At 59.7% G+C, this 13,219-nt stretch carries 11 protein-coding genes and 1 riboswitch; of the genes, 10 read left to right on the forward strand and 1 reads right to left on the reverse strand.

The genetic code is table 11. The features are described 5' to 3' along the window. Window positions 1-137 precede the first annotated feature (137 nt). Entirely contained in the window at window positions 138-1,280 is a 1,143-nt protein-coding gene (locus J0X19_RS17580; protein ID WP_206985735.1) for a PA14 domain-containing protein, read from the reverse strand. 367 nt (window positions 1,281-1,647) lie between these two features. Further along, window positions 1,648-1,759: riboswitch (SAM riboswitch) on the forward strand. A gap of 70 nt (window positions 1,760-1,829) precedes the next feature. On the opposite strand from J0X19_RS17580, the gene metH reads away from it, so the two are divergent. From metH to J0X19_RS17630, 10 genes are all read left to right on the forward strand, one after another. Next, window positions 1,830-5,555 carry a methionine synthase gene (gene metH / locus J0X19_RS17585; protein ID WP_206985736.1) on the forward strand — a complete coding sequence of 1,242 codons (3,726 nt, stop codon included), beginning with the start codon at window positions 1,830-1,832 and terminating at the stop codon, window positions 5,553-5,555. Between the two features lie 166 nt (window positions 5,556-5,721). Further along, window positions 5,722-6,132, forward strand: coding sequence for an endonuclease domain-containing protein (locus J0X19_RS17590; protein WP_206985737.1), 411 nt, complete (start codon window positions 5,722-5,724; stop codon window positions 6,130-6,132). A 74-nt stretch (window positions 6,133-6,206) separates the two neighbouring features. Next, the gene (gene metF, locus J0X19_RS17595; protein WP_206985738.1) at window positions 6,207-7,163 is read left to right on the forward strand and encodes a methylenetetrahydrofolate reductase [NAD(P)H]; all 957 of its coding nucleotides are present in this window, start codon (window positions 6,207-6,209) and stop codon (window positions 7,161-7,163) included. 105 nt (window positions 7,164-7,268) lie between these two features. Continuing rightward, window positions 7,269-7,739: a tetratricopeptide repeat protein gene (locus J0X19_RS17600; protein WP_206985739.1), complete on the forward strand. Its 471-nt coding sequence runs from the start codon at window positions 7,269-7,271 to the stop codon at window positions 7,737-7,739. A 255-nt stretch (window positions 7,740-7,994) separates the two neighbouring features. Further along, the gene (locus J0X19_RS17605; protein ID WP_206985740.1) at window positions 7,995-8,579 is read left to right on the forward strand and encodes an energy transducer TonB; all 585 of its coding nucleotides are present in this window, start codon (window positions 7,995-7,997) and stop codon (window positions 8,577-8,579) included. Window positions 8,580-8,653: 74 nt separating this feature from the next. Further along, window positions 8,654-9,193, forward strand: coding sequence for a hypothetical protein (locus J0X19_RS17610; RefSeq protein WP_206985741.1), 540 nt, complete (start codon window positions 8,654-8,656; stop codon window positions 9,191-9,193). A 74-nt stretch (window positions 9,194-9,267) separates the two neighbouring features. Beyond that, window positions 9,268-10,803 carry an N-acetylmuramoyl-L-alanine amidase gene (locus J0X19_RS17615; RefSeq protein WP_206985742.1) on the forward strand — a complete coding sequence of 512 codons (1,536 nt, stop codon included), beginning with the start codon at window positions 9,268-9,270 and terminating at the stop codon, window positions 10,801-10,803. A gap of 273 nt (window positions 10,804-11,076) precedes the next feature. Next, window positions 11,077-12,480 (forward strand): L-lactate MFS transporter, encoded by a 1,404-nt coding sequence (locus J0X19_RS17620; RefSeq protein WP_206985743.1) that lies wholly within the window; start codon window positions 11,077-11,079, stop codon window positions 12,478-12,480. Between the two features lie 33 nt (window positions 12,481-12,513). Next, window positions 12,514-12,654: an MFS transporter small subunit gene (locus tag J0X19_RS17625; protein ID WP_206985744.1), complete on the forward strand. Its 141-nt coding sequence runs from the start codon at window positions 12,514-12,516 to the stop codon at window positions 12,652-12,654. A 97-nt stretch (window positions 12,655-12,751) separates the two neighbouring features. Beyond that, window positions 12,752-13,171, forward strand: a complete 420-nt coding sequence (locus tag J0X19_RS17630) for a putative signal transducing protein (RefSeq protein ID WP_206985745.1) — start codon at window positions 12,752-12,754, stop codon at window positions 13,169-13,171. Window positions 13,172-13,219 lie beyond the last annotated feature (48 nt).

Here is a 13,219-nt window from a genome sequence, read left to right on the forward strand (position 1 = left end):
AAAGCACAGCCCGAAGCCGTAAGATACAGCATACGAGCGGGCCCCGGCAACAGGTTGAGCCGATAAGCTTAATTTAATCCGGAGAGTTCAAGAAGCTCTCAGAAGGTTGCCAATACCCCGCAGATTACCGCTCACTTCTACTGCACTACCACTTCCACCCGGCGGTTGCGGGCCCGCTGTTGCACGTCGCGGTTATCGGCTACCGGGCGCGCCCCGCCGTAGCCGCGGGCCACCAGCCGCACCGAGTCGATGCCCTGCTGCATCAGGTACTGCCGCACCACGCGGGCCCGCTGCTCGGAGAGGCGCAGGTTCAGGGCGGCGTCGCCTACGTTGTCGGTGTGGCCGGCTATTTCCAGTTGCATAGCAGGCTGCTCACGAAGCAGGCGGGCCAGCGCGTTCAGAGTAGGGCGCGAGATGGGCAGCAGCGTGGCCGTACTCTGGGTGAAATACAGATTAGGTAGCGTTACGGCGGCTCCTTTGCTGAATTTGGACGCATCGGGCAACGCCGCCGCCTGAGTGCTTGTGTCCGTTGCAGAAGCAGGCGTAGGTGGTAGCTGGCGAGCTGGTTTCGGCGCTACCCGAACAGGGCGAGCTACTGCCGGTTTTGGTGGCTTAACCGGAGCGGCGGCCGGAGCAGGGCTCGGCTTCGCTAAAACGGGAGGCGTTGCGGCCACTACAACTACCGGAGCAGCAGGAGTAACCTCCTCCTCGTCAGGTATTGGCTTGGCCGTAGTGGGTAAGTTAGTGTAGAGGTACGACGCAGGAATGGGGGCCAGTTCATTGCTGGTTTCCGGTAGTTGCCACTCCAGCGTGGCGCGGGAGTCCCGGCCGGACTGGTAATACTCCACCCGGATGGGGTAGTAGCGCCCGGCCGTCAGAACCAGTTGCGCCGTGTGTTTGCTTACGGCCTGATCCTGCCAGGAATTGAGAATGCGCTGCCCGCCCACCCACACCCGCATGCCGTCGTCGGTGGTAATCTGGAATTTATACGCGCCAGTTACGGGAGCATACACGTGGCCCACCCAGCGCACCGAAAAATACTCACCCGGCACGCCCGGCCCCGGCGACACAAAGTGGTTGCCATCGGGCCCGATAGTCCAGTTGAAATCAATGGTCGGGTCGGTGCGGGTGAGGGCCAGCTTCTCGAAGTTCGTGCCGTTGTAATACTGTGCCCGCAAGCCGGTGCCGAGCGTAACGGGCTTCGGCTGAGCCCCGGCCGAGCCCGTAAGTAACAGCAGACACAGAAGGCAAACCAGGGGAAGGGAAGCAGGCGTTTTCATGGCGGCGAGGGTAGGCTTTCAGGCAGTGAGCAGCGGGCGGCAGTAGCGAAGCAGATAAGTACTGCACCAACTTTATTCATTGAATAAGCAGCTATGCTTCAACGAACTATCGTGCGCCGGCTATATAAGTAGAACTGGAAATTATTGTAGAGCTGCGACACTTGGCTCTGCCGACCTTCGGTTCGCGTATTGGCCTTGCTGACGTTGTTTACTTAGGCAGATCGAACGGCGTGGACGCCAAGACGCGAACCGAAGGTTGGCAGAGATAGGTGTCGCGGCGCTACAATCAAGTTGATAAGGCGCCGCCTGCATAGCAGTATGCAAGGATAGAATTGAAATTCGGAGTTTCCTGGTGTATCTTCGCTGTTACTTATCCAGAAAGACCGAGGGATTGGGCCCTACGACGTCTTGGCAACCTGAGTAAAACAAGGTGCCAACTCCCATTTTGCCGCTACTGTAGCCGCGAAAGAAGATAAGTACGGAACCTGCCCTCGCAGTTTTCTCTTTCTGGATGAGCTAGTTTAACGCCCGCATTCCGAAGGAGAAACCATGAAAACGCACCGCCCCGACTCGCCCCTCTACGATATTCTGGAACGCCGCCTCCTCATCCTGGACGGCGCCATGGGCACCATGATTCAGCGCCACCCGCTGACCGAGGCCGACTTCCGGGGCACCCGTTTCGCCGACCACTCGCACCCTTTACGCGGCAACAACGACCTACTCAGCCTCACCCGCCCCGACATCATCAAGGGCATCCACGCCGAGTACTTCGCCGCCGGGGCCGACATGGTGGAAACCAACACGTTCAGCGGCACCACCATTGCCCAGGCCGACTACGCCTTGGAGCACGTAGTATATGAGCTGAACTACGAGTCGGCGCGGTTGGCCAAGGAAGCCGCCGACGAGTTTACCGCCCAGAACCCCGCCAAGCCGCGCTTCGTGGCCGGCGCCATTGGCCCCACCAACCGTACCGCCTCCCTCTCGCCCGATGTAAACCGCCCCGGCTTTCGTGCTGTGACCTTTGATGAGCTGGCCACTGCCTACCACGAGCAGGTGCGCGGCCTGATTGACGGCGGCTCCGACGCGCTGCTCATCGAAACTATCTTCGACACGCTCAACGCCAAAGCGGCGCTGTACGCGGTGCAGAAGTTCTTCGACGAAGGGGGGCGGGTGGTGCCCGTTATGATTTCGGGTACCATTACCGATGCCTCGGGCCGCACGCTTTCGGGGCAGACGGTGGAAGCCTTCTGGAACTCCATCCGCCACCTGCCGCTGCTGAGTGTGGGGCTGAACTGCGCCCTCGGGGCCGACCAGCTCAAGGTGTACATCAAGGAGCTGAGCCGCATTGCCGACGTGCATATTTCCGCTTACCCCAATGCGGGTCTGCCCAACGCTTTTGGCGGGTATGATGAGTCGGCGCAGGAGTTTGCGGGGGTAGTGGAAGGCTATTTGTCCGACCGACTGGTGACAGTGGTAGGCGGCTGTTGTGGCACCACGCCCCAGCACATTGCCGAGCTGGCCAAGCTAGCCGAGAAGTACGAGCCGCGCCCCTTACCGGAAGTACCGGTTGCCACCCGTTTGAGCGGGTTGGAGCCCTTTGGCATCACGGGAGAAAGCCTGTTTGTGAACGTGGGCGAGCGGTGCAACGTGACCGGCAGCCGCGCCTTTGCTCGCCTCATCCGGACCGGCGCCTACGAGCAGGCTCTGCAAGTGGCCCGCGACCAAGTGGAAGGCGGCGCCCAGGTGATTGACGTGAACATGGACGAAGGCATGCTCGACTCGGAGCAGGCCATGACTACGTTCTTGAACCTGATTGCCTCGGAGCCTGACATTTCGCGGGTGCCGATTATGATTGATTCCTCGAAGTGGAGCGTACTGGAAGCCGGCCTGAAATGCGTGCAAGGCAAGAGCATCGTCAACTCGATTTCCCTCAAGGAAGGCGAGGAGGTATTCAAGCAGCGCGCCCGCACCGTGCGCCAATACGGCGCGGCCGTGGTCGTCATGGCCTTCGACGAAAACGGCCAGGCCGACAGCTACGAGAAGCGCATCGAAATCTGCCAGCGCAGCTACGATATTCTGGTGAACGAAGTCGGCTTTCCGGCCGAGGACATCATCTTCGACCCCAACATCCTGACCGTGGGCACCGGCATGGAGGAACACCGCAACTACGCGCTGGACTTCATCGAGGCCGTCCGCTGGATCAAGCAGAACCTGCCCGGCGCCCTCACCAGCGGCGGCGTCAGCAACATCAGTTTCTCGTACCGCGGCAACGACGTGGTGCGCGAAGCCATGCACTCATCGTTCCTCTACCACGCCATCCGGGCCGGCCTGGACATGGGCATCGTGAACCCCAGCCAGCTGGCCGTGTACGACGAAGTGCCCAAGGACCTGCTGGAGCTGGTAGAAGACGTGCTGCTCAACCGCCGCCCCGACGCCACCGAGCGCCTCGTGGACTTCGCCGACAGCATCAAGGACAAATCAACCAGCAACCAACAATTAGCCACCAACAACCAGGAATGGCGCAGCTTGCCGGTGAAAGAACGCCTGCAACACGCGCTAGTAAAAGGCATTACTGAGTTTATCGACCAGGATACCGAGGAAGTTCGGCAGCTGGTAGGCCGGCCGCTGGAGGTGATTGAGGGCCCGCTGATGGCCGGCATGAACGTGGTGGGTGACCTGTTTGGCGCGGGCAAGATGTTCCTGCCCCAGGTGGTGAAATCGGCCCGCGTGATGAAGAAAGCCGTGGCCTACCTGGAGCCCTACCTGCTGGCCGACAAGCAAAGCGGCGACCGGCAAACCGCTGGCAAAATTCTGCTGGCCACCGTGAAAGGCGACGTGCACGACATCGGCAAGAACATCGTGGGCGTGGTGCTGGCCTGCAACAACTTCGACATTGTGGACCTGGGCGTGATGGTGCCGCTGGAGCGGATTCTGGATGAAGCCCAAAAGCAGCAGGTAGACGTTATTGGGCTGAGCGGCCTGATTACGCCGAGCCTGGACGAAATGGTGTACGTGGCGCAGGAAATGGAGAAGCGCGGTCTTAAAACGCCACTGCTCATCGGGGGGGCTACCACCTCGCGCCTGCACGCCGCCGTGAAAATTGCGCCCAACTACAGCGGCCCCATCGTGCACGTCAACGACGCTTCACGCTCGGTGGGGGTGGCGGCGGCGTTATTGGGCTCGGCCGATGTGGAGTACGCCCGCACCGTGCGCGAAGAATACCGCCAGCTCCGTGAGGACTACGCCGGCCGCCAGCGCGACAAAAACTACCTCACCATTGAGGCCGCCCGCGAGAATGGCTTCAAAGCCGACTGGGAAACCACCCCCATTGTGAAGCCGACTTTCCTCGGTACCAAAGCCCTGGAAGACTACGACTTGGCCGAGCTGGCCGAGTACATCGACTGGACGCCGTTCTTCCAGACCTGGGAGCTGAAAGGCCGCTACCCGCGCATCCTCACCGACGAGAATGTGGGCGAAGCCGCCACCCAGCTCTTCCACGACGCCCAGAAGATGCTCAAGCAAATCATCGACGAGAAGCTGCTCACGGCCCGCGCCGTAGTCGGCTTCTGGCCCGCCAACACCGTCGGCCACGATACCGTGCAGGTGTTCAAGGACGATACCCGCCAGGAAGTAGCCACCGAGTTTTTCACGTTGCGCCAGCAGAGCGAAAAAGCGGCCGGCGTGCCCAACCTCGCCTTCTCCGACTTTGTGGCGCCGCGGGAAACCGGCCGCGCCGACTACATCGGGGGCTTTGCCGTGACGGCCGGTATCGGCATCGAGAAGCACCTGGAAAGGTTTGAGGCCGAGCATGATGACTATTCCAGCATCATGATGAAGGCCCTGGCCGACCGCCTCGCCGAAGCCTTTGCCGAGCGCCTGCACCAGCGGGTGCGGGAAGAGTTTTGGGGCTACGACCCGGCCGAAAACCTCACGAACGAAGACCTCATTCAGGAGAAATACAAAGGCGTGCGGCCCGCGCCCGGCTACCCCGGCTGCCCCGACCACACCGAGAAAATCACCTTGTTTGAGCTGCTCGACGCCGAAACGGCTACCGGTATCCGCCTCACCGAAAACCTGGCCATGTACCCGGCTTCCTCGGTAAGTGGCCTGTACTACGCCCACCCCGACTCACGCTACTTCGGGCTCGGCCGCATCGGCCAAGACCAGGTAGCCGATATAGCGGAGCGCAAGAACATGCCATTGCCGGAGCTGGAACGCTGGCTGATGCCTAACCTGAACTACGAGCCCAGTAGCGTGCCCGTTACGGCGCTGTAGTTGCCTCACCCCCTAGCCCCCTTCCCCTGCTTGATGCGCAGCATGAGGGAGAGGGGAACTAGCTTATGGTTTTCTAGCTCTAACCTCTATTTATTACTTAATGTCACCCAAAGGAAAGCTTGAACGAAAGCCAGCGTTAGAGTTAGAAACTAGTCCTCCTTCTCTTTTGGGAAGGGGGCTAGGGGGTGAGGCAATCGACGCCCGCCTTACCGCCGATAAAACCAACTGGTACCGCCACTTGAAAGGCTTCAGCGCCGAAATGCGCCGCCACCCTACAGAAGCCGAAAATACGCTCTGGCAAGCCCTGCGAAACCGCCAACTGGCTGGTGTCAAATTCCGGCGCCAGCACACCATCGGCCGCTACATTGTCGACTTCGTCAGTACTGACTATCACCTCATTATCGAAGTAGACGGCTGCGTGCATCTAGAAGAAGGCGCGGCAGAATACGATGCTGGTCGGACTCACGACTTGCAGGAGAAAGGCTACCGAACCCTGCGGTTTTCTAATGCACAGATAATAGCCAGATTACCAGACGTTCTGACGCAGATTCAACAAGTCCTTACTGCCACCCCATAAACCCTTAGTTGCTCCCCAGCCGTCAGGCTCCCCCTCTCCCCCGGAGAGGGGGCCGGGGGGTGAGGCAACCACTGATGAAAGTAACCGAACATATAGAGCGTGCCAACGGCAAAACCTTGTTTTCGTTCGAGGTGCTGCCACCCCGCAAAGGGGAGAACATTCAGAACCTGTTCAGCAACATCGAGCCGCTGATGGAGTTCAAGCCGCCGTTTATCGACGTGACGTACCACCGCGAGGAGTACGTGTACCGGCAGCACCCCAACGGGTTTCTGGAAAAGAAAACGGTGCGCAAGCGGCCCGGTACGGTAGGTATTTGCGCGGCCATCAAAAACCGCTTCGATGTGGACACCGTGCCCCATCTGATTTGCGGCGGCTTCTCGAAAGAGGAAACCGAAAACGCCCTCATCGACCTGCACTTCCTCGGCATCGACTCGGTGCTGGCGCTACGCGGCGACCCAATCAAATCGGAAGGCACGTTCAAGCCGCACGAAGACGGCCACGCCTACGCTTCCGACCTGATTGGACAGGTAAAGTCTTTAAACAAAGGCGAATACCTCGATGAGAAGCAGGACGACACCTGGGCCACCAACTTCTGCATCGGTACGGCCGGCTACCCTGAAAAGCACTTCGAGGCCCCCAACTACGGTGCCGACATCCGCTACCTGCGCCACAAAGTGGACCGCGGCGCCGACTACATCGTGACCCAGATGTTTTTCGACAACGAGCATTTCTTTAAGTTCGAGAAAAGCTGCCGCGACGCGGGCATCACCGTGCCCATTATTCCGGGCCTGAAGCCGCTCACCACCAAAAGCCAACTCACCATGCTGCCCCGCACGTTCTTCTTGGACTTGCCCGAGCCGCTGGTAGAAGCCATCAGCCAGTGCCGCGACAACGAAGCGGCCCGGCAAGTCGGCATTGAATGGTGCATCAACCAAAGCAAGGAGCTGATGGCCCACGGCGTGCCCAGCCTGCACTACTACAGCATGGGCAAGTCGGAAAGTATCCGGCGGGTGGCGTCGGAGCTGTTTTAACAGTTCGGTTTTTCGTTGCTGGTTTTTCGTTGGTTGAGAGCAGCAGGTTGCCCAACTTTCTTCGGCGTGTAACGAACAACGAAAAACCAGCAACGAAAAACGAATATGACGACCCTTGATGAGCTGTTCGTGCGGCTGCGCGAAGCTACCACCCCCACCGAAATAGAGAACCTGCAAAACGGCATCTGGCAAATCTGGCTAACTACCGGCGACCTGCTGCTTGATAAGCACTTAGAGGCAGGCATGCGCGCTATGGCCGCCGGCAACTACACCCAGGCCATTGCCGATTTCACTGCCCTGATTGAGTTGCAGCCCGCCTATGCCGAAGGCTGGAACAAGCGGGCTACGGCTTATTACCTGCGCGGCGAGTACCGCGCTTCCCTCGATGATGTGCGCGAAACGCTACGCCGCGAGCCGCGCCATTTTGGGGCGCTGGCCGGCTGGGCCAACATGCTCCGCGCCATTGCCGACGACCGAGGCACCCTGCGCGTGCTGCTCCGGCTGGAAGCCCTGTGTCCGCATTGGCCGGGTTTACAGAGCCAGTTGCGCGAGGTACGTGACCAATTGGGCGAGTAGGGGGAGTAATAGGGTGGGAGTTGTATTTTTAGTTTAATAGGTTAGTTGTATATTTCCGAAGATTAACCGTGCATCTGGTTGCTTTGAAATACGCTTTTTTTGCTCATGTTATTGTTTTGAAGCTAAAAGGGCCTTGAAGAGCAGGATTTTCTGGATTAAGGTTGACTGAGTATTAATTGTATTTAATTAATAAAAAATTACCCTCCGTAGTTCGGCTGTTCCCCCCACAGTCACTACCGCGAGGCCCCACCTTCTATGAAACACTTGTATGCAGTAGTGGTGCTTGGCGCTATGCTTGGGCTTAGCCCGGCGGCACAGGCACAAAAACAACGCACCACCGACACTGAGAGCGGAATGCTGGAGAAAGGCAAAAAAGTAGGTGTCTGGGAGTATTTCAGCCACACCCGCGACGGCCGCCAAGTGCTGGTGCAGCGCTACGACCATACCACCAACAAGCTGGTGTACTACCGGCCGATTGAGGATGTTCCTTACAACGCCGAGGTGACACCCGGCCAGTGGACCCGGACCAATGTGCAGCAGCCCCCGCTTTATATTGGCGGCGAAGCGGCACTGGCCGGGTATATGAGCAAAATGAACTACCCGCAGGCTGCCCAAAACCGTAACATTCAGGGCAAGGTGCTGATTACCTTCATGATTGATACATTGGGCCAGGCTTCCAAACACAAAGTGCTCAACAGCATTGGGGGCGGCTGCGACGAAGAGGCGCTGCGAGTCTGCCAGAGTATCCCGTCGCAATGGGTGCCTGCGCGGTTAGCGGGCCGGGCTGTGCCGGTGATGTACGAGCTGCCGTTCACGTTCCGGTTGCAGAAAGCCAACTAAGCGCACAAGCTACGCTTGAAGCGAGGCGGGTTGCCGGGTAACCTCAACTTGCGGGGCTTGCGTACATTGGGGGCATGAACCCGACTTTTGTTTTCCGCTCCCTGGCAGCCGCCTCGCTCGGCGCCTTTCTGCTGACAGCCTGCGACTCTACGCCGCGTGAGCGGCAGGAGATTGTGCGCGAAGAAGCCCGCAAGCTCGATACGGCCGCCAGCCGGGCCGCCGCCAAACTGCGCGTGGCCGGCCGCCGCGCCGCCCGCTTCGATTCGGTTTCGCGGGCTCGTACCCGCCAGCCGCTCGATGAGGCGGCCAGCGCCACGTTCACCAGCCAATTGCTCGGGACGTATGCTGATGTGGAAAAGCTGACGCCAACTACCATCGAGCCGGCCTTTGTGCAGTTTATGCAGCAGGTGCGGGCCAAGCGCCGCGCCTGGACCCAGCGCGACTGGGACTACGCCACTGCCATTAGCCGCCGCCTCAATGCCCAGTTCCGCGCCATCCGCCTCGATATTAAAGGCCGCGACGAGCTGCACATCCGGGCTCTGCAAACCGAGTTTACCACCCTGGAAACGAGCCGCGACGTGAAAGACCTCGGCCAGGCCATGAAGAAACCGTAAGCAGCACACACTTTGTTATTAGCCCCGCCCTCGTGCGGGGCTTTTGCGTTAAGAGGGCCTATTTGCTGATGTCTATGCTGAAACGCTTGCAGAATTTACTACGGTTGGGGCTGACTGGCACGATGTTGAGTTTTCTGGCGCTAGGTGCCCGCGCCCAAACAACGCCACTCATTTCCACCGTGGAAACCGTACCCGCCCTCGACCAGTGGCTAAGCCCCGGCGACCGGCTGCAAGTGCGCCTGGTGGGCCAGCCCAACGCCCGCGTCACGTTCCTGAACGGCCAACCTCTAACCGAGCTAACACCCGCCCAGGCCAAGGGGCAGGCAGGTGTGTACCAGGATACCTACGTGGTGCAGCCCGGCGACACGCTCAACAACCGGCCCGTTGAGGTGCAAGTCCTTACCGCCGATAGTGTGTTGTCGGTGGGCTTTACCCAGAACAAGGTGCGGTTCTTGAACCCCGGCCAGCCTCAGTTGGCTCGCACGCGCACCTCGTTGGCCTACCTCAACTACGGGCTGGGCGAAGACCGGCTGGGCGGGGCCAAGCTCGGCTACCTCGATTCGTTGGTGGTGTTGCACCTGACGGGCCGGGTGGGGGACAAGTATCGGGTGCAACTGGCGGCGGGGCAGGTGGCGTGGGTGCCGCAGGAGGTGGTGCAACTGCTGCCGCCCGGCGGCTTTGTGCCCACCTCCCTCACCAGTTCCTGGAGCGTATCCGGCGACTCGCTCTACGACTACGTGCGCATGCCCCTCACTGAGCGGCTGCCGTATCGTTCCCAGCTGCTACAAAATCCGGCGCGGCTGGTGGTGGATGTGTTCGGGGCCACTTCCAATACCAACTGGATAACCCAGCGGACCGGGCTGCAAGAGCTGGGAGCCGTGTACTACGAGCAGCCCCAGCCCGACGTGTTCCGGATGGTGCTGCCGCTGCGGCACCGCCAAAGCTGGGGCTACCATATTCGGTACCAAGGCAATGCATTGGTGGTGCAAGTGGCGCGGCCCCCTGCCAAACTGCGGCTGCGTGGCCTGCTGGTAGCTGTTGATGCCGGGCACGGCGGCACTAACGTGGGAGCCGCCGGCGCCAGCGGTGCCCGCGAAAAAGACCTGACCCTGGCCATTGCCCAAAAGCTGCAACAAGAGCTAAAGAAAGCCGGTGCCCAAGTGGTAATGACCCGCGAAACCGACGCCACTCTGGAAATCAGTGAGCGGGTGAACTTGCTGCGGCAGCGGCGGCCGGCACTGCTGGTGAGCATTCACGTCAACTCGGCGGGCAACACTACGGTACAAGGCACTAGCGCCTTTTATCGGTACGTGGCGTTTCGGCCGCTGGCGGCGGCGCTGTACCGGCAGATGCAGGGAACGGGCCTGGTTGGCTGGGGCTTGGTGGGTAACTTCAACTTCGGCCTGAATGGTCCGACTGAATTCCCGAATGCCCTGGTGGAAACGGCCTTCGTCTCCAACCCTGAAGATGAAAAACGCCTCACCAACCCAACTGCTCAGCAGCAAATGGCTAAGGCTATGACCCAGGGTATCAAAGACTTTCTGAAAGCAACCCGCGCCAAAGGCCCGCGCGGCTGGCTCTTGAAACAGCCAGCGCGGGAAGAAGAGTAGCTAACGGCAGGCAACCAGAATAGAAACAGGGTTTTAGGAAAAAAACTGTAGCTACATCTTTTCTGTGGCAAGCCCGTTTACAGCATCTGGTGCAAGGTAGTGGTGCCGTATCAAGCCAGCTATAGCAAGTTAGCTGAAAATAGCTGCCGCCAACTGTTGTGCCCGTAGGTTAGTCCCGTACCTTCCAGATACTTGGCTCGTAGAGCTTCGTTATAGCACCGGCCAAGCAGTTGGCCGTCTCGTTCTTTCTCCTACCCAATTCCCCGTTCGCGCATGGCAAACACCTCCTTTCTTGACCGCAGCCGCACCGTTGCTGGTCCGGGCTACAACCGCTGGCTGGTACCGCCCGCGGCGCTAGCCATTCATCTGGCCATCGGCCAGGCCTATGCGTTCAGCGTGTTCAACAAGCCGCTGGGAGCCCTCATCAGCGGTGACGTAAACAACCCCGCCCCCGACGACTGGACGCCCACCCAAATCGGCATTACCTTCTCCATTGCCATTGTGTTGCTGGGTTTGTCGGCGGCGGTTTTTGGGAAGTGGCTGGAACGAGTGGGGCCGCGCAAGGCCATGCTGGCGTCGGCGTTGTGCTTTGGGGGCGGCTTCCTGATTGGCTCTTTGGGGATTCATCTGCACAATATCTACCTGCTGTATTTCGGGTACGGTTTTGTGGGTGGTATCGGGCTGGGTATCGGGTACATTTCGCCGGTGAGCACGCTCATCAAGTGGTTCCCCGACCGCAAAGGCGTGGCTACCGGCATGGCCATTATGGGTTTTGGGGGCGGCGCCATGATTGGCTCGCCGCTGGCCAACAACCTGATGGGGCAATTCAAGGATTCGGCCCCGCTGGGCGTGGCGCCTACGTTCATTGTGATGGGTGTTATCTACCTGCTGTTCATGCAGTTTGGGGTCTGGACCATTCGGGTGCCGGCCGACGACTGGAAGCCTGCCGGTTACGTGCCCAGCACCGAGCATAACGTGATGATAACCACCGCCAACGTATCGGCCGACAACGCCATCAAAACGCCGCAGTTCTGGCTGCTGTGGGTGGTGCTGCTCACCAACGTGACGGCCGGTATCGGGGTGCTCGAAACGGCCTCACCGCTGATTCAGGAAACATTTTCCGACAATGCAATGGGTGCCGGCCGGGGCGTAACGGCGGCGGCGGCGGCAGGCTTTGTGGGCTTGCTGAGCTTGTTCAACCTGCTGGGCCGGTTCTTCTGGTCGTCGGCCTCCGATAAGCTGGGCCGCAAGGTGACGTACGCCATTTATTTCGGGTTGGGCATCCTGCTTTACGCCTTGGTACCCACGCTGGGGCACGGCGCCCGCCTGACGCTGTTTGTGGTGGTAGCCTGCGTGATTATCAGTATGTACGGCGGGGGCTTTGCTACCATTCCGGCCTACCTCTCCGATATGTTTGGCAAGTACCAGGTGGGTGCTATTCACGGGCGGCTGCTCACGGCCTGGAGCACGGCCGGGGTGCTGGGCCCGCTGATTGTGCACACCATTCATGAGCACGCCAAAGAGCAGGGCCTCAAAGGGGCCGATGCGTATGAAAACGTGTTCTACACTATGGCTGGCGTACTGGTGCTGGGGCTGCTGGCCAACCTGGCGGTGCGCCCCGTAAAGGAGCAGTACTACGAAAAAGGCCCGGTTACCATCGAAGCGGGTGGCCATTAGCCGTCCATTCTCACCCTTCACACTACCTGATTTATGAGCACTACACCCGCTTCCGCAACCACTCCAGAGCCAAGTACCAGCGGCTCGGCTATTTTGGCCTGGCTATATGTTGGCATTCCGCTGGCCTGGGGCGTTTCCCAAACATTCATTAAAGCCCTGGCGCTGTTCAAATAGAACAACTGCTTGGTAGTTGACGGCATTTTTTTATTGCCACTAGAGAGAAGCACCTATTTAGGTGCTTCTTTTGTTTGGTTGGAAACCAAGCCGCCCCATGTCCCACGAATCTGCCGACGAAGCCATTGTTCAGCTGGCTTCTTTCGCCAACTCTATATCGGCACACCTGGCCAAAAACCAGTTGGAAGCTGCTGCTATTCCCTGCTTCCTGAGCAACGAGAACCGGCCCTACGGCCCAATTTCCGGCGGGGTGCGCCTGCACGTGCGGCAGCAGGATGTAGCGGCGGCGCAAGAGGTGCTGCACGCCAGCCAGGTATCTATGCAAGCCCTGCCCACTACCGACGACGAAGCCGCTACTCCTACGGCCCGCTGCCCCCGCTGCCACCACACCGACATCGTCTGCCGCCAACTGCCCGAGCCCAACGACACGCTCCTTACTAAGCTCCGCCTCTGGATATTAGCCCCCGAAAAACCCCAGTGCCACTGCTTCCACTGCGGCCTTGACTTTGAAGGATAATCAGGGTATATAAAACGACTTGTAGCGCGGAAGCCACAGGTACTAAAT

This window comes from Hymenobacter telluris, assembly GCF_017313265.1.
GTDB classification, from domain to species: domain Bacteria; phylum Bacteroidota; class Bacteroidia; order Cytophagales; family Hymenobacteraceae; genus Hymenobacter; species Hymenobacter telluris.